Raw genomic sequence first — 20,356 nt, forward strand, 5'->3', positions numbered from 1 at the left:
AGACACGCATGAAACGCCTCTCCCCCCGCATGCTCCTCGGGCTCACGCTGCTGGTGATCATCACCGCCTGCGCCGCCTTCGCCCCGATGATCGCGCCCTACTCGCCGGTGGCGACCTCGACCAACGTGCTCGGCGCCCCCAGCGCCCAGAACTGGCTCGGAACCGACCAGCTCGGCCGCGACGTGTTCTCCCGCATCCTGTGGGGCACGCGGATCTCGCTGCAGGTGGGGGCGGCCGCGGCGGTGGTGGCGGTGCTGATCGGCGCGCCGATCGGGCTCGTCGCCGGGTTCTTCCGCGGCCGGGTCGACTTCGTGCTGGTGCAGGTGATCGACATCTTCATCGCCCTGCCCGGCCTCGTGCTGGCGCTCATCATCACCGCGATGCTCGGCACCTCGGTGCTCAACCTCTCGGTCACGCTCGGCATCGTCACCGCGCCCACGGTGGCGCGGCTGGTGCGCGGCCAGGTCTTCGTGGTGCGCGAGACGCTGTTCGTGGAGGCCGCCCGCGCCACCGGGGCGGGCGCCGGCTGGATCATCCGCAAGCACATCATGCCCAACACGATGCGCGTGGTCTGGGCGCAGTTCGCCATCAACGTGTCGCTCGCCATCTTCACCTCGGCGAGCCTGAGCTACCTCGGCCTCGGCGTGCCGCCCCCGGCGCCGGACTGGGGCGGCATGGTGCGCGACGGCTCGATGTTCCTGCCGCTGCGCCCGGCGCTCAGCCTCGCCCCCGGCGGCGCCGTCGCCCTCACCGTCTTCACCTTCTACCTCATCGGATCGAGCATGAACGATGCCGACTGACCCTCACTGCGACACCGGAGCCAGGCCCATGCCGACACTCTCTCCCGCGCTGCCCGACTTCCTCGCCGAGCGCCTGCGCGAGGCCACCGCCGACGCGGCGGACCACGACCGGGTCATCGCGCTGATGCGCCCGGCAGACGAGGTGATGCGCGTCGACACCCTGCGCCTGTTCAAGGCCTCGCGGCTGAGCTTCGCCGACATGTTCTGCCGGCGGATGGCCACGCGGGGCTGGCAGATCCGCCGCGTCGCCGGCGAGGTGGACGACGAGGGCGCGGGCCAGTTCGTCTACGAGATCGAGGCCGAGGGCCACGAGATGACCTACATCGCCCGCGCCTACCCCTGGGACGGGGTGGAGAAGGTGGGCCGCCGCTCGGACGGCGCGCTGCGCGACATGTTCGGCGCGCTCTTCGTCGGCCGGCCGGACGCGGCGCGCATCGCGCGCGAGTTCGCCACCTTCGACGTGAAGTCCGAGGGCGTGATGCGCACCGATGCCGACGTGATCGGCTGGACCCCCGCAAACCGCAGCAGCCGGCATTTCGACGCCGCGGTCGACGCCCTCGCCGCCGGCCGCCAGCCGGAGGAGGACCTCGCCTACCTGATGCGCAACGGCGGCTTCCAGGCCAGCGGGCGCAATGGCTCGATCTCCTTCCAGGGCATCTCCGAGGACAACCCGCTCAGCCACCCGTTCTTCGCCGACATCTTCGCGATCTGGCTCGTGCGGGTGTTCTCCATCGACCTGGTGAACGCGGTGGCCCGGCGGCGCAACCCCGGGGCGGCCCGGCTCGCCCCCGACGCGGCGCGCTCCCTGGGCATCGGCAATTCCTCCGGCCAGGGCATGTGCGTGGCGCTGCAGCGCTGGCCGCACTGGGTGGCGACATGGGTGCTGGTGCGCGAGCTCGCCCTCGCCTACGCGAAGAGCCGCGAAATCACCCCGGCCGGCCGCGCCACGCTCTCCGAAAGCCTCGCGCGGACCATCGCCATCTACCGCAGCTCCGACCCGCAGGTGGAGGACTACGTGGTGCCGAACGGGCAGATCATCGCCGGGCTCACCCGGATCGAGGGCTGGCTCGCCACCGCCGCCGGCACGTGGGACAGCCTTGCCCGCCGGGTGGAGGAGCAGCTCGACGGCGAGACCCGCGAGCAGTTCCACAGCCTGCTGCTCGACACCGTGCCGGAGTTCTGCGACGCGGTGGCGCCCTGGTTCGCCATCGGCGCCGGGCGGCAGCGGCGGTTCGACCCGTGCATGAGCGTGGCCGGGCTGCGCGACATCCTGCGCCGCAACTACGGCTGGGCGCTCACCACCGACCGCAGCCTCGCCGCCACCCACCAGCATTTCTGGTACCACTCGGTGGACAACGGCGAGCAGCGCCGCGGCGACCGGATCATCGACCCCCACGAGGCGTTCGAGAGCTTCATCGACCATGTCGGGCTGATCCAGCGCCTCGCCTCGGTGCTCACCGCGTTTCCCGACGGGGCGCGGGCCGGCGAGGTCGCCCTCGCCCACCCCGACCTGCACTATGCCATGAGCCGGGTGCAGTACCTCGACGGGCTGCCCTATGCCGAGATCCGCGACAGCATCGCCCACCGCGACTTCCGCCCGGCGGACCTGATCCGCTTCTTCCTCGGCTCGCTGGGCATCCGCGGCGCCGTGCCGCTGAGCATCCGCTACGTGCGCGGCACCTTCTTCCAGCGCGAGGTGCTGCCGGAGGACATCGCCGCCACGGCCCCCGCCGCGGCCGACCAGACCGAGGAGGTCCGAGCATGAGCCTGACCGTCGCCCATGGCGAGCTGACCCGCGTGCTGCCCTGGGCCATCCGCGCCCTCGGCTACGCCTTCGGAACCGCCGACCGCGCCGCCCGCCTCGTGACCGATGCCGCGGCGGTCGACCCCGCGCTGCTCGACCGCATCGCCACCGCGGCGCCGCGGGCCGCCGGCACCCCGCGCTGGACCTTCGCGGAGGGCTGCCTGCACTACGATGCCGCCGGCCTCTCGCTGCTCGAGGCGGGCCCGGCGGTGATGGACTTCCTCGCCGCCCGCGCAGGGGAGGCGCCGGTGGTCGAGGCGCGGCTCACGGCCGCGGCGGAGCCCTTCCTGCTGGGCGCGGCCCTGCTCGCCGGCGCCGCGCACGGGCTGAGCGTGGTGGCGCTCGCGGAGGGCGGCTGGCAGGCGGCCGCCGGCACGCGCCTCGCCACGGGGCGCGGTGCCGCGGCCCTCTCCGGCCCGCTGGGCGAGGCCGCTTCGCGGCGCGCCGCCGCGCCGGGGGCGGAGATCGTGATCCTCGCCGCCGCGGCCCCCGGCGCGCTCGGCCTGCCGCAGGACGCGCGTGACACCGGGGCGGCGCTGGCGGAGGCCTTCGCCCGCGGCATCCCGGTTTCGGCCGAAACCCTCGCCGCGCTCTACGCGCTCGAGACCGTCACCTGGGCTCCGACCTCGGAGCGCTCGCGCGCGCAGGCGGGCTTCACCCCCCGGCCGGTGCCCGCGTCATGAGCGGGGCGGGAGAGCCGGTGCTCCGCATCGAGGGGCTCAACGTCGCCTTCGGAGACCATGCGGTGGTCCATGACGTGAACCTGGAGATCCGGCCCGGCGAGACGCTGGCCGTGGTGGGCGAGAGCGGCTCGGGCAAGAGCGTGACCTCTCTCGCCATCATGGGCCTGCTGCCGCGCGAAACCCGTCTCGGCGGGTCGATCACGCTCGACGGCCAGCAGGTCCTCGGCGCGCCGGAGAGCCGGTTGCGCCGGCTGCGCGGCCCGGCGGTGAGCATGATCTTCCAGGAACCGATGATGAGCCTCAACCCCGTGCACCGGGTGGGCGCCCAGATCGTCGAGATGATCCGCCAGCACCGCAGGACGGGCGCCGCCGAGGCCCGGGCCGAGGGCATCCGCCTGTTCGAGCGCGTGCGCATTCCCGACGCGGCCCGGCGCTTCGACGACTACCCCCACCAGTTCTCCGGAGGCATGCGCCAGCGCATCATGATCGCCATCGCGCTGGCCTGCGCACCGAAGCTGCTCATCGCCGACGAGCCGACCACGGCGCTCGACGTCACCATCCAGGCGCAGATCCTCGACCTGCTCAACGACGTCCAGCGCGAGACCGGCACCGCCATCCTGTTCATCACCCACGACATGGGCGTGGTCGCCAACATGGCCGACCGGGTGATGGTGATGCGCCGCGGCGAGACGGTGGAGACCGGCCCCGTGAAGGAGATCTTCCGCGCCCCCCGGGCGGCCTACACGAAGATGCTCATCGACGCGGTGCCGCGACTGGGCCAGGGCTCCGGCCCGCGCACGGCCCCCCGCGCCGCTCCCGGCCCCGTGCTGAGCGTGCGCGACCTCGTCACCCGCTTCGACGTGCGGGGCGGATACTTCAACCGCCGGGTCGGGCGGGTGCACGCGGTGGAGGGGCTGAGCTTCGACATCCTGCCCGGCGAGACCCTGTCCTTCGTCGGGGAATCGGGCTGCGGCAAGTCCACCACCGGGCGCAGCCTGCTCTACCTCAACCCGCCGGAGCGCGGCGAGATCCGGCTCGAGGGCCGGCGCATCGACCCCGGCTCCCCGGCCGATCTCTCGCACCTGCGCCGCAACGTGCAGATGGTGTTCCAGGATTCCTTCGGCTCGCTCGACCCCCGGCAGCGCATCGGCGCCACCCTGGCCGAGCCGCTGCTGTGCCACCGGCTCGTCAGCCCGGCCGAGGCGCGCGAGAAGGCGCGGCACCTGCTGGAGCGGGTGGGGCTCGAGGCCGGCATGATCGACCGGCTGCCGCACGAGTTCTCCGGCGGCCAGCGCCAGCGCATCTGCATCGCGCGCGCGCTGATGCTCGACCCGAAGGTGGTGGTGGCCGACGAGGCGGTCTCCGCTCTCGACGTGTCGGTGAAGAGCCAGGTCATCGACCTGATGATCGGCCTGCAGGAGGAGATGGGCCTCGCCTATCTCTTCATCAGCCACGACATGGCGATCGTGGAGCGGGTGAGCCACCGGGTGGCGGTGATGTATCTCGGCGAGATCGTCGAGATCGGGCCGCGCGCCGAGGTGATCGGCAATCCGCGCCACCCCTACACCCGGCGGCTGATGGGCGCGGTGCCCGCCTCCGACCCGGCCGAGGACCGCCACCGGCTGATCGGCGCCCCGGTCACCGAGCTGCCCTCGCCGATCCGGCCGCCGGGCTTCGTGCCGCCGCCGCGCAGCTACCGCGAGGTGGGGCCGGGGCACATGGTCGCCGTATGAGCGCCGCGCCCCGCGTGGCCGAGGTGATGGCAGACGGGCTGCGCACCCGCTACCTCGTGGCCGGCGAGGGGCCGCCGCTGGTGCTGCTGCACGGCACCACGCTGGGCATCGACGCCCGCGCCACCTGGCTGCGCACCATCCCGGCGCTGGCGGCGCGCTACCGGGTGCATGCGCCCGACATGCCCGGCTTCGGCGGCACGGAGGCGGCGGCCGACGGTGCGCACATGTCGCGCCCGCGGCGCAGCGCCTTCGTCCGGGCCTTTCTCGAGGCGCTGGGGCTCTCGGGCTGCGTGCTCGTGGGCCACTCGGAGGGCGGTTTCGTCGCCACGCATCTCGCGCTCGACGCGCCGCATCTGTGCCGGGCGCTGGTGGTGGTGGCGAGCGGGGCCACGGCCCCCGCCACGGGAGACGCGGCGCAGGACGCGGCCTGGGCCGCCGCCGGCGCCCGGGTCTACGACCTGCGCCCCTGCGACACCGAGGCGGGGTTCCTGCGCACCATCGCGCCGCTGAGCCTCACCAACCCGCCGGACTACCTCGCGCTGATGCGCGGCAACTACCGCACGGCCATCGCCTCGGGCCAGCGCGAGCGGCTTGCCGCCGCGGCGGCGGCGGGCGGCACCTGGCGCGACTACGTGCGCCTGCAGGAGGAACACCTGTTCCCGCGGCTGGGCGGGCTGTCGCAGCCGGCGCTCCTAGCCTGGGCGGCCTGCGACGAGACGGTGCCGGTGGCCCGCGCGCTGCGGCTGCACGAGCGCATGCCGGGCGCCGACCTGCATGTCTTCGCGCGGGCCGCGCACATGGTGATGATCGACAGGCCGGAGGCCTTCAACGCCCTCCTGCTGCACTGGCTCGAAGGCCTCGCCTGACGCCCGCTCCGCGCGGCGGGCGGCGTCGGAGCCCGCACGCCGCGCCGCCCCGGCGGCTCAGCCCGCCGTGGGGGCCGGGGCCTGTTTCACCGGGCTCAGCGGCTCGGGCACCGGGCGCACGTGGAGGTGGCCGAGGCCGGACATGTCGTCGCCCTGCACCTGCTCGGAGAGGCGGCCGTTGTCGCGCCGGCGCACGTCCTCGGCGGCCTCCTCGACATCGAGCTCGGCGAAGCCGAGGGCGCGCAGCCCCTCCGCCCCCATCAGGTAGGCCGATTCCACCGTCTCGCGCACCTGGTAGTCGACCCCGGCGCGGATCAGCTCCACCGCGTGGCCCCGGTCGTAGCTGCGCACCAGCACCCGGGCCTGCGGGAACGCGTGCTGGACCAGCTCGACGATCTGCAGCGCCGCCCGCGGGTCGTCGATGCACAGCATCACCGCCTCGGCGGTGGCCGCGCCCGAGTGGCGCAGCGTGTCGAGCCGCGTGCCGTCGCCGAAGAACACCTTGAAGCCGAAACGCTCGGCCTCGCGGATGCGGTCGGGGTTCATGTCGATGACCGAGAGGCTCACGCCGCGCGACAGCAGGAGCTGCGAGGCGATCTGCCCGAAGCGGCCGAAGCCGATGATGAGCACCCGGCCCTCGAGGTTGTGCGCGGGGTCGACCCCCTCCATCGAGGCCTCCTCGCGCAGCAGCCGCTCCGCCGCCAGCATCAGCAGCGGGGTGAGCGCCATGGAGAAGATCACCACGGTGGTGAAGAGCGCGTTCTCGCGCGGCGAGATCACCGCGCCCGCGCTGGCCGCGGTATAGAGCACGAAGGCGAATTCGCCGCCCTGCAGGAACATCGAGGTGCGGTGCAGCGCCTGCCGGCCGGAGGCGCCGAAGCCCCGCGCCACCGCCCAGACGACGGCCCCCTTCGCCACCGTGAAGGCGGCCAGCATGCCCAGCAGCAGCGGCCATTCCGCCGCCACCACCGAGAGGTCGAGCGACATGCCCACGGCCATGAAGAACAGGCCCATCAGCAGGCCGCGGAACGGCTCGATGTCGCTCTCGATCTGGTGGCGGTAGCTGGAGCTCGACAGCATCACCCCCGCGAGGAAGGCGCCCATGGCCATGGAAAGCCCGGCCGCCGCCATCAGCAGCGCCGCGCCGAGCACCACCAGCAGCGCCCCCGCGGTCATCACCTCGCGGGTGCGCGCGCGCGCCAGCAGGGCGAGAAACGGGTTCAGCCCCCATTTCGACACGCCCAGCAGCACCAGCAGCGCGCCGAGCGCGAGCGCGAACTCCGCCCAGCCCGACTGCCCCTGCGACAGCGGCGACAGGAAGGCGACCACGGCGAGGAAGGGCACGATCATCAGGTCTTCGAACAGCAGGATCGACACCGATTTCTGGCCCTCCGCCGTCGGGATCTCGCCGCGCTCCTGCAGCACCGACATGATGACGGCGGTGGAGGACAGCACGAAGCCCGCCCCGGCCACGAAGGCCACCGGCCAGGGCAGCCCGAACACCAGCATGCCCGCGAGGCCGAGCGCCGCCGTGGCCGCCGCCACCTGCACCAGGCCCAGGCCGAAGATCTGCCCGCGCATGGCCCAGAGCTTGTGCGGGCGCAGCTCGAGCCCGATCACGAACAGGAACATCACCACCCCGAGCTCGGAGAAATGCAGGATGGTCAGCGCATCGGCGAACAGCCCGAACACCGAGGGCCCGACCAGCAGGCCGGCGGCGAAGTATCCCAGGACCGAGCCGAGGCCGAGCCGCCGGAACAGGGGCACGGCCACCACGGCCGCCCCCATCAGGACAACCATCGGCCCGATCGCCTCTCCCAAGCTCGCTTCTGCCATGCGACGGCCCTCCCGATATCGCGTTGACGCGCAGCCGGAGGCCGGCGCGGGACATCTCTCACCCCCGCCCTCCGGTTCGCTCACCGGGCTTGGTAGCGGCGATGCCCCGGGCTGAATAGCCACGACAGCCGCGCAACCGTGTCGCGCTTCGGGGAACGGGCGGCGGGAAAGTGGCGCCGGTGCCGGCACGGCGGGGCGGAATCTGCACCCCGCGCGGCTGAGCGGCGCAATCAGCATGCCCGGACCGGGGATATTCGGGCTACGCTGGCGGAAGGTGAGCGTGTATTTCGGGCAGGTGCGGCAGTCGGGTGTTCATGCGTGACAAGATCGAGAAGCTGAAGCTCAGTCTGGCGCGCGGCTCCGCCCTGTGCGGGGACATGGCGATTTCGGAGATGTTCTGCGATGTCTTCGGCGGAACCGGTGTCCAGATCATGCGGTTCGACGGGGAATTCAGCATCTCCGACCACTGGACCTCCGTCTACGACCCCGCGATCGAGAGCGCCTACCTGGCGCATTTCCACCACTGCAACCCCAAGCTGTCGGTGGCAGACCCCGGCCTGCCGGTGATGGTCGACGGCATGATCCTGCAGCGCGACCGCTTCCGGAAGACGGAGTTCTATGACTGGTACACCCGCGACGCCGGGATCTGCGACAATCTCGTCTTCCACGTGCCCGAGGGGGATGGCTCCACCTGGGCGTTCGGTGTGGGGCGGCGCCTCGACCGGGGCATCCTCGAGGCGGAGGACGTGGCGCTGGCGCGCGAGCTGCACCCGTTCCTCGCCGCCGCGCTGTCGCTGAGGGACCATGCCCTGCGTGGGGTGCCCTTCGTCGAGGCGCTGCTCGCGGAGGTGCCGGGACAGGCGTCGGCCTGGCTGCTGTGCGACGAGGCGGGGCGGGTGCTGCACGCCTCGGAGCGTGCGGCGCTCGCCGGCTTCCGCGTCCGGCGCGACGGGGGATGGAGCGTCGCCGGGCCGGGAGGCTCGCTCGGATCGGAGGAGGCGATGGCGGCCGGCGGCCCCCTGCGGCACGCGCCCTGGCGCACGACGGGCGTGCCCTGCGTCGAGGTCACCCCCGTCCTGGGGGAAACGCTCCTGTCGCGCCGCCGCTGCTTCGTGGTGCGCCTGCGCCCCGGCGGCCCCGCCGCCGTCGGGCTGACCCCGGGCGAGAGGGCGGTCGCCGCGCTGCTGCTGCAGGGGCTCGACCTGCGCGCCATCGCGGCGCTGCGCGGCACCAGCTATCACACGGTGCGCAACCAGGTGCTCGCGCTGCGCGAGAAGACCGGCACCCGCAGCATAGCGGCCCTGGTGGCGTGGCTGGCGCGGCAGGGCCTGCCCGGCCCCGAGGCCCGCGAAGGGCCCGGGGGGCCGGGTGGTACGAGCGTATCATGAGCCCCGGGCCGTCCGCTGCTACCCTCGGGACGATCTTTTCGCCCGGTCAGCGTTGCGGAGTGTGCCTTGAGAACGATTTCGCCAGTGATTTGCAGAAGCCGCCCGGGGCGGCGCTTCCGGCCCGGCCCGCGGCTCTGCGGCTTCGCGCTGCTCGCGCTTGCCGCCTGCGAGACCGCCAGCATCGCCGACAGGCCGGTGCCGCCCGGAGGCTCGGTCACGCCGCAATCGCTGCAGGCGGCCACGCAGGACCGCTCGTATTTCCTCGATCATGACTATGTCCGCGCCGCCATGGCCCATGGCAACCAGGGGTTTGCCGAGGTGATGGCGCACCGGGGCGAGGCCGCGCGCGAGAGCTTCGCCACCTCCACCGGGATCCTCGTCGAGGGCGTGGCGAAACATGCGGAATACGCAGCCGACCGGGCGGCCGAGCAGCGCTTGCTGGCCGACCTGCTCACCGTGGGGCTCGGCGTCGCCGGCACCCTCGCGGCCACGAACGCGATGAGCAGCGCGGGCAGCACCGCGCAGAACAACGCCATCATCGGCAACCTCTCCCGGTTCATGGACATGAACCGCTCGATGAACCAGATGCTGCACAGCGACATCAGCGCGGCGCAGGCCGGCTCCTCCGCCGTGCGCCGGGTGGACCGCGACCGCTGGCGCGCGCCGGTGGTGTCCGACCACCGGATCGCCCGCAGCATCGTGCGGCTGCACAACGAGACGCGGAACACCCTCTGCACCGGCTTCTTCGTGGCACCCTACCTGATCGCGACCGCCGCGCATTGCTTCCGGCTGGGGGAAATCATGGCCGCCTATCGCCAGCGTCCGGGTGACGGCGAGGCCTTCATGACCAATGACCTGCAGCTGTTCACCCCTCACCTCCAGACTCAGCCGGAGCCCTGGGCCAGGCAGCCGCTGGGCCCCGACCATGACTACAGTCCCTTCGACTTTGCCCTGCTGGTCACCAACGAGCCGAGCGACAGCTATCTCCCGGTCCTGGCGCGGGAGGTGCGCCCGGGCGAGCGGCTGATGGCCCTGGGCTACTCGGGCGACCTCAACCAGGGCTTCTTCCTGCAGCTCGACTATGGCTGCGAGGTGACTTCCGTCGGCGAATACGCCTCGTTCCGCAGCAATTGCGTCACCTGGGGCGGCAACAGCGGCGGGCCGGTGCTGGCCATCGACGGCGAGATCGCGGTTGTCGGCGTCCACTCCAACAGCCGCCGCCAGCAGAACCGCGACGAGAACAATGCCGGCGCCGCCTCGGTGCTGCGCGGCGCGCCGCTGACGGACCACCTCCTGGTCGACCCCAACGCGCAAGGGCGCGTCACCTTCAACCCGTTCGGCGGCGGGGCCGCGGCGGGGGGCGAATAGGCCCCCGCACCCGCTGGCGCGCCCGCCCCGGCCGGAACGCCGCCCGACATGCCGGCGGCCATGGTGCCTTCGGCGGACGGTCGCCGCGCCGGCGAGGCGGCCCCGCCTCGCCCGGTCCTGCCGGAACACGAAGGCGCGCGTGCCCGCGGGGAGGCACGCGCCGAGAGCGCTGCCGGCCCCGGGGCCGGGCTAGCGGCGCGTGTCCGCGGCCGCGGGGAGGGCCTCCGCGGGCGTGTCGATCACTCGCCGGTGGCCGGGGCGATCTCGGGCTGGGAGGGGGCTGCGCCCGTTTCACCGCCCGGCGCGGGGGGGCTGCCGGTGTCCTCGCGGGGGCCCGTGTCGCCGGCGGAGAGAGTCTGGCCGTCGGTGCCTCTGGGCTGCGGGGTGATGGAGCCGTCCGCCGCCGAGATGCGCCAGACCGTGTTGCCCGCGTCATCTGCCACCAGCAGGGCGCCGGTGCCGTCGATCCCGAGGCCGACGGGCCGGCCGTGCACCACGCCGTCGCCGAGAAAGCCCGTGGCCACGTCCACCGGCATGCCGTCCGGCCGGCCGTCGGTGAAGGGGATGTAGACCACCTTGTAGCCGTTGAACGTGTCGCGGTTCCAGCTGCCGTGCTCGCCCACGAAGGCGCCGGCGGCAAAGGCGTCCGGCATGGCCGCGCCCCGGGAGAAGACCATCCCCAGTGCCGCGACATGGCTGGAAAGCGCGTAGTCGGGCGCGATCGCGCGCGCGACCATGTCGGGCCGCGGCGGGTGGACCCGCGCGTCCACGTGGTCGCCGAAATAGCTCCACGGCCAGCCGTAGAAGGCGCCGTCCTCGACCGAGGTCATGTAGTCCGGCACCAGGTTCGGGCCGAGCTCGTCGCGCTCGTTCACCACGGTCCAGAGCGTGCCGGTCTCGGGGTGGAAGGTGAGCCCGTTGGGGTTGCGCAGGCCGGAGGCGTACACCCGCGCCGCGCCGTTCTGCCGGTCGATCTCCCAGATCGCGGCACGGCCCTTCTCGGCCTCCATGCCGTTTTCCGCCACGTTCGAATTCGAGCCGACGGAGGCGAAGAGCCTTTCGCCGTCGGGGGAGAGGGCGAGGTCCTTGGTCCAGTGGTGGTTGATCGGGCCGCCCGGCAGCGGCGTGAGCATGCGGGGCTCGCCGCCGATCTCGGTGTCGCCGAGCTCGTAGGGGTAGGCGAGGATCCCGTCCGTGGCCGCGACGTAGAGCGTGCCCTCCGTCCAGGCAACCCCGAAGGGCGAGGCGAGCCCGGTGAGCAGGTCGGTGCGCTCGTCGACCGTGCCGTCGCGGTCGGTGTCGCGCAGCAGGGTGACGAGGTTGCTCTCCCGGCTCTCGCCGCCCTGGCCGTGGGCATAGGCCATGATCCAGCCGCGCACCAAGTCCTTGGGGCGCGAGACCGGCTCGCCCGGCCCGCGCGACTGCACCACCAGCACGTCGCCGTTGGGCAGGGTGTGGACCGTGCGCGGGTTGGCGAGATCGGTCGCATAGGCGGAGATCTGCAGTCCCTCCGCAACCTCCGGCGCCTCGCCCTCCTGCCAGCCGACCACCTCGGCCACGTTCATCTCCGCGAGGAGCGAGGTCTGCGGCTCCGGCAGCACCGGGTCCGGGCCGATCTGGCTGGTGATGTCGAAATCCTCCTGCGCCGCGGCGGCGAGCGGAGCGAGCAGCCCCAGCGCGGCGAGCAGGACCGGCCGCGGGGCGCGGCCCCGGGGCGGCGTGGCGGGCGCGGGGCGGGTGAGGGCGGGGTCAGTCATCGATGCGTGCTCCCGTGTCGGTGTAGCGGCGGGGCGGGCGGGCGAGCCAGGCGGTGAAGACCAGCACCACCACGGTGAGCGCCGAGACCACCAGGCCGCCGGGCACGACCGCGCTCCAGCCGTCTCCGGCGTGGATCAGGCTGTTGAGGAGGGCGAGCAGCAGCGCCACCACGATGCCGGCCCAGTGCATCCAGGCATGGGCGTCGCCGCGCAGGCCACGCCGGGCCAGCAGCTCGATCAGCCCGACCAGGGCCGCGATCCCGCCGACCACGAGGCCCGCGAACAGCAGCCATGAGGAAAAGTTCTGCCACATCAGGTTGGAGGTCTGCCAGTAGGCGATGTCGGTGCACAGCGCGAGCGTGAAGCACACCGCCGGAAACGGCGTCAGTCTCGTCCAGGTGCCCTGGTCGGGCAGCAATGTCCGGGACGGCAAGGGGCGGGTCGTGACCATCGCGATCCTCCTTCCTGTGATATTCCCTGCAAAACCAACAGCCCGGGGCGGGGATTGTTCCCGCGCCGGCCGGCGGGTTCCGGGCCCCGGCCCCCCCCCTGTGCCCCCATGTGCCCCCCGGGGCGGCTCCCGGGGTGTCGGGCGGGGAGCGAGGGCGGGAAAGGTCGCTGCGCACGGCCGCCGGGGCTCCGCGGCTCAGGCCGCGCCGGGGGCGGCGCGGCTCAGGCCGCGCTGGCCTCCAGGCGGCGGATGAGCCCGGCGTTCAGCGTGGCGGGGGCGGGAAGCGCTGCGTCGCTCCAGCCACGCTCGGCCGCCCGGGGCATGGAGAAGGCATCGGCGCGCCGGATGCGGCCGAGCTCGTCCCAGCCCAGCGGCACCGCCACCGGCGCGCCGGGGCGGGCGCGCACCGAGAAGGGCGCCACGGCGGTGGCGCCGCGCTCGTTGCGCAGCCAGTCGATGAAGATGCGCCCTCGCCGGGCCCGCTTCGAGAGGCTCGCGGTGTAGCGCTCCGGCGCTGCATCGGCGGCCAGGGTGGCGAAGGCCTGCGCGAAGAGCTTGGCGCTCTCCCAGCTGGCCGTGCGGCGCAGCGGCACCACAAGGTGCACGCCCTTGCCCCCGGTGAGCAGCGGCCAGCACCCGAGGCCGAGGTCTCCCAGCCTGTCGCGCAGCTCCAGCGCCGCGCGGCGCACCGCGGCAAAGCCGAGCCCCTCGTCGGGGTCGAGGTCGAAGACCAGCCGTTCGGGGCGGTCCGGGCGGTCGGCGCGCGCGCCCCAGGGGTGGAACTCGACCGTGCCCATCTGCACCGCGGCGACGAGCCCGGCGGCGTCGGTGAGGCGCATGTACTGCGCCGTCTCGCCGTCGGCCTCCTCCAGCGGGATGTTGCGGATGGCGTCGGGGAAGCCCTTGCCGGCGTGTTTCTGCACGAAGCGCTCCCCCTCCAGCCCCTCGGGCAGGCGCAGGAGCGAGACCGGCCGGTCCGCCAGCGCCGGCAGGATGCGGTCCGCCATCTCGGCGTACCAGTGCGCGAGGGCGAGCTTGGTGCGCTTCGGCTTCGGGAAGATCAGCCGCCCGGGGTGGCTGATGCCGATGCCGGCGACACGGGGGCGGTCGCCGGTGTGCGCCGCGTCCGGCTCCCCCGCCCTTGCGTGTCCGGCCTTCTTTTCCATGAGCAGCTCCGTGGGCGGGTCGAGCCGTACCTGGGCGGGGCGCTTGTCCTCGCGCAGGGCGACGTAGCGGGCATGGCGCAGGCGACCGTCGCGGGTGACTTCGGCATGGGCGATCTCGGCCACCAGCCGGGGCTCCACCCAGCGGGCGCCGCGCGCCTCGGAGGGGGTGTCGCGCAGCGGTGAGCTGCGCCGGGCCAGCGGCTTCAGCGCGGCGGCGAGGCGCTCCATCTCCGCCGCATCGAACCCGGTGCCCACCCGGCCGCGCCAGGTGAGGGCGCCGCGCTCCATGGTGGCGAGCAGCAGCGAGGCGAAGGGCCGGCCGCGCTTGTCCGAGGGCTGCCAGCCGCAGATGAGGAACTCGGCCCGGCGGATGCACTTGGCCTTCTGCCAGCCCGGGCCGCGCCCGGCCAGGTAGGGCGCGTCGGCCCGTTTCGAGACCAGCCCCTCGCCGCCGGCGGCGCAGACCGTCTCCAGCGCCTCGGCCGCCGCGCCCTCCACCGCCGGGGAGAGCCGCAGCGGGCCGCGGGCCGGCGCGGCTTCCAGCAGCCGGGCGAGGGCGGCTCGGCGCTCGGTGAGCGGGCGGTCGGCGAGGCTCTCGCCGTCGCGCTCGAGCAGGTCGAAGGCCTGGCAGAGGAACGGGCCGCCGGCGCGGATCGCCTCCTGCAGGGCGGAAAACCCCTCGAGCCCGGCGCCGGCGACGATCTCGCCGTCGATGAGCGCGCTGTCGCAGGCCAGCTCGGCGAAGGCCGGGAGCAGCTCGGCGAAGCGCTCCGACCAGTCGTGCGCGTTGCGGGTGCGGATGCGCACGCCGCCCCGGCCGATGGCCACCTGCGCGCGGTAGCCGTCGTGCTTGACCTCGTGCAGCCAGCCCTCGCCCTCCGGCGGGGCGGAGACCAGGGTGGCAAGCTGCACCTTGCGAAAGCGCGGCGTGGGGCCCTTGCGCGCCGGGCCGAAGGGCCGCGCCTTCGCGCCCTCCGCGATCTGCGCCAGGCTGCGCCCGCTGGACACGCTGGTGGCATGCGCCTCGGCGAGGGGCGTGGGGGAGGGGCCCGTTGCGGCGGCGTCGCGGTCCTTGACCATCAGCCAGTTCTCGCGCCTCTGCCGCCCCTTCATGCGCACCAGCGACCATCCCCCGGTGGCGCGGCGGCCGTGCAGCATGAAGTGCAGATGCCCCTTCTCCAGCCCCTCGCCCACGTCATGCAGCGGCTGCCACCAGCCGATGTCCCAGAGCATCACCGTGCCCGCGCCGTACTGGCCGGCGGGGATGCTGCCCTCGAAGGTGAGATAGTCGAACGGATGGTCCTCGGTGCGCACCGCGAGGCGCTTGTCGGCGGGGTCGGAGGAGGGGCCGCGGGTGACCGCCCAGCTCAGCAGCACGCCCTGCCATTCCAGCCGCAGGTCCCAGTGCAGGCGGGTGGCGTCATGCATCTGGATGCCGTAGCGCAGGGCAGGGCCCCCGGCGCGCTTCGTGCCGCGCGGCTCGGGCGTGGCGGCAAAGTCCCGCCGGGCCTCGTAATCGCGCAGCGCCCCCATCAGGCCGACTTCCGCGTGCGCGAGCGGCCGGAGGAGGACGAGGAGGACCGGCGCGACGTGCCGGAGCTGCCGCCGGAACCCTCATCGGCGTCCTTCTTTGCGCCGCCCTTGCCGGTGCTCCGGGTGCCGGCCTTCGCCGGGGCCTTCTTCCTGCCGGTGGCCTTGCCAGCGGCCTTTCCGGAGCCTTTCCCGGTGTCCTTGCCGGCGGCGAGGCTCTCGCGCAGGGCCTCCATCAGGTCGACCACGTTCTCGCCCTTCGGCCGGCCGCCCTCCTCGCCCTTGGCGGCGCGCGGGGTCTTGCGGTTGCGGCGCCGGGCGTCGATGAGCTCGCGCAGGGCGGTGTCGTAATGGTTCTCGAAGGCCTCCGCCTCGAACGGGGCGGACTTGCGCTCGATGAGCTGGGTGGCGACGGAGAGCAGTTCCTCCTCGGCCTCCGCGTCCTCGATGTCGCGGAACAGCGGGTCGGCGTCGCGCAGCTCGTCGGCGTAGTGCAGGGTTTCCATCAGCAGCCCGTCGCCGCAGGGGCGCACGGCGCAGAGATATTCCTTGCCCCGCATGGTGAGCTGGCCCAGCCCGGACTTGCCGGCGGCGCGCAGCGCGTCGCGCACCACGCGGTAGGCATCCTCGGCCAGCGAGTCGGTGGGCACCACGTAGTAGGGCTTGTCGTAGTAGAGCGGCGGGATCTCGCACTGGTCGACGAACTGCACCAGCTCGAAGGTCTTCTTCGTCTCCAGCCGGATGGCGTCGATCTCCTCCGGTTCGAGCAGCAGGTACTCGTCGTCGCCCAGGTCGTAGCCCTTGAGGATGTCCTCGCGCTTCACCGGGCCGATGCCGGGCACGGTCTTCTCGTAGCTCACCGGCTTGCCCGAGGGGCCGTGGATCTGGCGGAACCTCAGGCGGGCGCCGGAATGCACGGCGCTGTGGATCTCCACCGGGATCGACACCAGGGACAGGCGAAGCTGGCCTTTCCAGACGGCACGGGATGCCATGTCTGCCTCCGTTTGCGGATGTTACCCGAAGCCAACGTCGCCGCCGGCCCGATGTTCCCTGCCCGATGTTTCCCTGTCCGGCGGCCGGGCGGGAACATTCCCGGCCTGCAGCCTGTTCGTCCCCGCAACCCGCCGGGAGTGCAGAGGGCGGCCCGGCGGGCCGGCCTGCCCGATCCGGGGGGCCGGGCAGACATCCGCACCGGAGGAGACCGGAATGACCGACGAGAGCCGCAAGCGCGTCCTGCGCGAACTCATGCGCCGCCACGGGCAGAGCTACTGCTCGGAGATCGGCATCCGCATCGGGCGGGGCACCCCGGCGCCGCTGTTCCGCCTGCTGGTGGCCTCGATGCTGTTCTCGGCGCGGATCTCCGCCGCCCAGGCGGCAGAGGCGGCACGCGCGCTCACCGACGCGGGGCTGGGCAGCCCCGCGCGCATGGCGGCCGCGAGCTGGCAGGAGCGCGTCGACGTGCTCACCTCGCACGGCTATGCCCGCTACGACGAGAGCACGTCGCGCATGCTGGGCGAGACCGCGGACATGGTGCAGGAGCAGTATGGCGGCGACCTGCGCCGCCTGCGCGAGGCCGCTGGCCGCGACCCCGGCGAGGAGGCCCGGCTGCTCACCGGCTTCAAGGGCCTCGGCCCGGTGGGCGCCGAGATCTTCCTGCGCGAGGTCCAGCTTGCCTGGGACGAGGTCTATCCGCGGATCGACGATCGGGCCGGCACGAGCGCCCGGGCGCTCGGCCTCCCCGGCGAGGCGGCCGCGCTCTCGCGCCTCGTTCCGCGCAAGGACTTCGCCCGCCTCGCGGCAGCGCTGGTGCGCAGCGGGCACGCCAGGGACGCCGACGACATCCGCGCCACCGCGGACAAGGACGGCTGACCGGCCTCCTGCCTGCGCGGCGATGTCCGGGACAGCCGCTGCGCGGCAATGCCCACTATGGCCGCTGCGCGGCGGGGCCAGCGACAGCCGCTGCGCGGCGGGGCCAGCGACGGCCGTGGCGGCGCGCCCCGCCGGCTGCGCGGTAGCGGCCGCGGGCCACGGTTGCGCTGGTCCGAAGGGTCGGAACGGGGCTGACGGCCCGGCACGATGCGACGCCGCGGCGGGCAGGGGCGACCGGCAGGCAGAGGGAGCGTGGCCCGGCCTCGCCGGGCATCCCGCCTCGCGGTGCGTCGGGCGGCGGCCCCGGGGGCGCGGCACACGGGGAGGGGAGCCCCGGGGACGAGCGTGCCCCGGGCGCGGCCCTGCCAGCGGCGCCGGGCGGCCCGGCGGTGGGCAGGGGCTCTCAGCCTGCGCGGCGGCGGCGCGTTTCCCAGCCCTTCTTCGCCGCGGCGGAGCGGGCCTCGGGCGAGCGGCTGGCCGCCGCCTTGCCGCCCTTGCGGCCGCCCTTGTGCGCCGCCGGGTTGTCGGTATGCGTGCCGCGCCCGGAGCCGGAGCGGTTGCCGCCGCCATCGTCCTTGTTCACGGTGGCCCAGGCACGGCGCTCGGCCTCGTCCTCGGGCACGCCGCGGTCCTCGTAGCCCTCGGCGATATGGGCGGCCTTGCGCTTCTGCTTCTCGGTGTAGTCGGACTTGTCACCTCTCGGCATCGGGCTTCTCCTCCTTCTTCCGGCGGCGGTCGGTGTCATGGTCGGGCACCTGCTTCACCGGGTTCTCGGTGTCGAATTCCTCGGGCGAATGAGACGAGCCGTCATGCTTGCCCTGCGCGTTGCGCCGGTCGGCATCGGGGTGCTTGTCGGATTTCTGTCGGGTCATCGGGGCCTCCTGGCGGTGAGGGGGAAAGCGGCGGGCGCGCGCGGCGCCCGCCGGCCGGGTCAGGACACGCGGTCCCAGTAGCGCAGGGCGCCGCAGGTCTTGATGAAGCCCTTCGCGTCGGCGGGGGCATCGAGGGAGATCACGCCGTCGTCGCGCGCGCTCACCCCGGCGGCGTCGAGCAGCCCGCCCGCTGGCTCGGAGAGGGCGATGAACTTCGCGTGGGCGAAGGCATCGGCGGCGAACATCTTCGCGGGGTGCATGGCGGCGAGCATCTCCACCCCCTCGGCGGGCGCGATGATGGCCACGGCGTCGTAGAGCACCGAGGGGCCGCCGTCGATCTTCTGCTGCGCGGGCAGGGCGGAGCCGTCGGAGAGGGTCACGCCGCCCACCTTCGGGGCGACCACCTCGAGCATGCCGCCCGCGGCCTCCACCGCGTCCGAGAGCGCCTTCACCAGCTTCGCGTCGGCGCCGTCGGTGACCAGCAGGCCCAGCTTGCGGCCCCCGAAGCTGTCGGGGCCGTTCTTCAGGATCGAGAGCTTGTCCGACAGCGGCAGGTCGATCGGCGCCTTCGCGGGCTTCGCCGCCTCGGGCATCCCGAGGCCCAGCCCCTCGGCCACGCTCTGCGCCAGCGCCTTGTCGATGTGGGGCAGGTGCGAGACCACCCGGGCGCGGATCTCCTCCACCTCGACCTTGGAGAGCTCGAAGGTGAGCGCGGCGGCGATATGCGCCTGCTCCACCGGGGTCTGCGACAGGTAGAACTGCCGCGCCTGGCTGTAGTGGTCGGCGAAGGTCTCGGGGCGGATGCGGCGCTTCTCGCCCTCCATCGGCTCGGCGAGCGACTGGAAGCCCTGCCTGGGGTCGGCGCGCGGGCCGCCCTGCGCCCAGGAGTTCGGCTCGTAGTTCGCCCGGCCGGAGGGGCCGTGCATGGCCATGTGCCCGTCCTGCTGGAAATGGTGGAAGGGGCATTTCGGCGCGTTCACCGGGATATGGGTGAAGTTCGGCCCGCCGAGGCGCTTGGTCTGGGTGTCGAGGTAGGAGAAGTTGCGGCCCTGCAGCAGCGGGTCGTTGGTGAAATCCACCCCCGGCACGATGTTCTGGGTGCAGAAGGCCACCTGCTCGGTCTCGGCGAAGAAATTGTCGACCACCCGGTCGAGCACCAGCCGGCCGATCACCCGCACCGGGCACTGCTCCTCGGGGATCAGCTTGGTGGCGTCGAGCACGTCGTATTCCAGGGCGTCGGCGAAGGCATCGTCGAACACCTGCACGCCCAGCTCCCATTCCGGGAAGTCGCCCGCCTGGATGGCCGCCCAGAGGTCGCGGCGGTGGAAGTCGGGGTCGGCGCCCATGATCTTCATCGCCTCGTCCCAGGTGACCGACTGCAGGCCCAGTTTCGGCTTCCAGTGGAACTTCACGAAGCTGCCCTTGCCCTCGGCGTTCACGAAGCGGAAGGTGTGCACGCCGAAACCTTCCATGAAGCGGAAGGAGCGCGGGATCGCCCGGTCCGACATGATCCACATCACCATGTGCATCGCCTCGGGCATCAGGGAGATGAAGTCCCAGAAATTGTCATGCGCGGTCTGGGCCTGGGGGAAGCCACGGTCGGGCTCGGGCTTGGCGGCGTGGATGAGGTCGGGGAATTTCATCGCGTCCTGGATGAAGAACACCGGGATGTTGTTGCCCACGATGTCCCAGTTGCCGTCCTCGGTGTAGAGCTTCACCGCGAAGCCGCGCACGTCGCGCGCGAGGTCGGCCGAGCCCTTGTTGCCGGCCACGGTGGAGAAGCGCACGAAGGCGGGCACCTTGTTGCCCTTCTTCCGGAACAGGCTGGCGCAGGTGAGCTCGGGGATCGCCTCGGTCACCTCGAGATAGCCGTGCGCGCCGTAGCCGCGGGCGTGCACCACCCGCTCGGGGATGCGCTCGTGGTCGAAGTGGAAGATCTTCTCGCGGAAGTGGAAGTCCTCCATCAGCGTGGGGCCGCGGGCGCCGGCCTTGAGGCTGTTCTGGTCGTCGGAGACCGGTGCGCCCTGCGCGGTCGTCATGCGCGGCGTGTCGCCGGAAGGCGTCTGGTGCAGCTCGCCCCCCGTGCCGGGAGTCACCGGGTGCTCGGTGGTCTCGTCGGTCTTCTGGGTGTCGGCCGTTGCGTGGTGCCGTGACATATCGGTCATGGAAGCTCCTTGAGATCTGTCGGGTGTGTCGCCGTCCGCGCCGGGGCGCCTTGTGCCGTCCCGGGTCT

16 protein-coding genes are annotated in these 20,356 nt (G+C 73.0%); 8 read left to right on the forward strand and 8 right to left on the reverse strand.

Annotated features, from left to right (window positions below):
• Positions 1-8 precede the first annotated feature (8 nt).
• Genes D3P35_RS14790 through D3P35_RS14810 form a run of 5 tightly spaced genes read left to right on the forward strand, consistent with a single transcriptional unit; the run spans position 9 to position 5,886 of the window.
• Positions 9-800, forward strand: a complete 792-nt coding sequence (locus D3P35_RS14790) for an ABC transporter permease (RefSeq protein WP_118135538.1) — start codon at positions 9-11, stop codon at positions 798-800.
• Positions 801-828: 28 nt separating this feature from the next.
• The gene (locus tag D3P35_RS14795; RefSeq protein WP_118135512.1) at positions 829-2,565 is read left to right on the forward strand and encodes a hypothetical protein; all 1,737 of its coding nucleotides are present in this window, start codon (positions 829-831) and stop codon (positions 2,563-2,565) included.
• Positions 2,562-3,287, forward strand: coding sequence for a hypothetical protein (locus tag D3P35_RS26200; RefSeq protein WP_157982162.1), 726 nt, complete (start codon positions 2,562-2,564; stop codon positions 3,285-3,287). The genes D3P35_RS14795 and D3P35_RS26200 overlap by 4 nt, the downstream gene beginning before the upstream one ends.
• Positions 3,284-5,020, forward strand: a complete 1,737-nt coding sequence (locus D3P35_RS14805) for an ABC transporter ATP-binding protein (protein ID WP_118135513.1) — start codon at positions 3,284-3,286, stop codon at positions 5,018-5,020. Before D3P35_RS26200 ends, D3P35_RS14805 begins: the two co-directional genes overlap by 4 nt.
• Positions 5,017-5,886: an alpha/beta fold hydrolase gene (locus D3P35_RS14810; RefSeq protein WP_118135514.1), complete on the forward strand. Its 870-nt coding sequence runs from the start codon at positions 5,017-5,019 to the stop codon at positions 5,884-5,886. The genes D3P35_RS14805 and D3P35_RS14810 overlap by 4 nt, the downstream gene beginning before the upstream one ends.
• A gap of 57 nt (positions 5,887-5,943) precedes the next feature.
• Here the strand turns inward: D3P35_RS14810 and D3P35_RS14815 are convergent, their stop codons facing one another.
• Entirely contained in the window at positions 5,944-7,722 is a 1,779-nt protein-coding gene (locus tag D3P35_RS14815; RefSeq protein ID WP_118135515.1) for a monovalent cation:proton antiporter-2 (CPA2) family protein, read from the reverse strand.
• A gap of 314 nt (positions 7,723-8,036) precedes the next feature.
• Between D3P35_RS14815 and D3P35_RS14820 the strand changes: the two genes are divergently transcribed.
• Both D3P35_RS14820 and D3P35_RS14825 read left to right on the forward strand, forming a co-directional pair.
• On the forward strand, positions 8,037-9,110 hold the full coding sequence (locus tag D3P35_RS14820) for a helix-turn-helix transcriptional regulator (RefSeq protein ID WP_157982163.1): 1,074 nt from the start codon (positions 8,037-8,039) through the stop codon (positions 9,108-9,110).
• Positions 9,111-9,194: 84 nt separating this feature from the next.
• Positions 9,195-10,478 (forward strand): serine protease, encoded by a 1,284-nt coding sequence (locus D3P35_RS14825; RefSeq protein ID WP_118135517.1) that lies wholly within the window; start codon positions 9,195-9,197, stop codon positions 10,476-10,478.
• A 239-nt stretch (positions 10,479-10,717) separates the two neighbouring features.
• Here the strand turns inward: D3P35_RS14825 and D3P35_RS14830 are convergent, their stop codons facing one another.
• The 4 genes from D3P35_RS14830 to D3P35_RS14845 all read right to left on the reverse strand — a co-directional run bounded on the left by D3P35_RS14830 (position 10,718) and on the right by D3P35_RS14845 (position 16,374).
• A complete protein-coding gene (locus tag D3P35_RS14830; RefSeq protein WP_118135518.1) occupies positions 10,718-12,235 on the reverse strand; it encodes a sorbosone dehydrogenase family protein in 1,518 nt (505 codons plus the stop codon).
• A complete protein-coding gene (locus D3P35_RS14835; protein WP_118135519.1) occupies positions 12,228-12,686 on the reverse strand; it encodes a DUF2231 domain-containing protein in 459 nt (152 codons plus the stop codon). The genes D3P35_RS14830 and D3P35_RS14835 overlap by 8 nt, the downstream gene beginning before the upstream one ends.
• Before the next feature lie 221 nt (positions 12,687-12,907).
• Positions 12,908-15,385: a DNA ligase D gene (gene ligD / locus D3P35_RS14840; protein ID WP_118135520.1), complete on the reverse strand. Its 2,478-nt coding sequence runs from the start codon at positions 15,383-15,385 to the stop codon at positions 12,908-12,910.
• Positions 15,385-16,374 carry a Ku protein gene (locus D3P35_RS14845; protein ID WP_118135521.1) on the reverse strand — a complete coding sequence of 330 codons (990 nt, stop codon included), beginning with the start codon at positions 16,372-16,374 and terminating at the stop codon, positions 15,385-15,387. The genes ligD and D3P35_RS14845 overlap by 1 nt, the downstream gene beginning before the upstream one ends.
• Before the next feature lie 214 nt (positions 16,375-16,588).
• Here D3P35_RS14845 and D3P35_RS14850 point away from each other — a divergent pair, with 214 nt between their 5' ends.
• A complete protein-coding gene (locus D3P35_RS14850) occupies positions 16,589-17,251 on the forward strand; it encodes a hypothetical protein (protein WP_118135522.1) in 663 nt (220 codons plus the stop codon).
• Positions 17,252-17,654: 403 nt separating this feature from the next.
• Here D3P35_RS14850 and D3P35_RS14855 read toward each other — a convergent pair whose 3' ends face one another.
• Genes D3P35_RS14855 through D3P35_RS14865 form a run of 3 tightly spaced genes read right to left on the reverse strand, consistent with a single transcriptional unit; the run spans position 17,655 to position 20,288 of the window.
• Positions 17,655-17,957 carry a plasmid stabilization protein gene (locus D3P35_RS14855; RefSeq protein ID WP_118135523.1) on the reverse strand — a complete coding sequence of 101 codons (303 nt, stop codon included), beginning with the start codon at positions 17,955-17,957 and terminating at the stop codon, positions 17,655-17,657.
• Positions 17,944-18,123: a hypothetical protein gene (locus D3P35_RS14860; protein ID WP_118135524.1), complete on the reverse strand. Its 180-nt coding sequence runs from the start codon at positions 18,121-18,123 to the stop codon at positions 17,944-17,946. The genes D3P35_RS14855 and D3P35_RS14860 overlap by 14 nt, the downstream gene beginning before the upstream one ends.
• Positions 18,124-18,182: 59 nt before the next feature.
• Positions 18,183-20,288: a catalase gene (locus tag D3P35_RS14865; protein ID WP_118135525.1), complete on the reverse strand. Its 2,106-nt coding sequence runs from the start codon at positions 20,286-20,288 to the stop codon at positions 18,183-18,185.
• Positions 20,289-20,356: the final 68 nt, after the last annotated feature.

It is taken from the genome of Oceanicella sp. SM1341, from assembly GCF_003448965.1.
Classification (GTDB): Bacteria; Pseudomonadota; Alphaproteobacteria; order Rhodobacterales; family Rhodobacteraceae; genus Paroceanicella.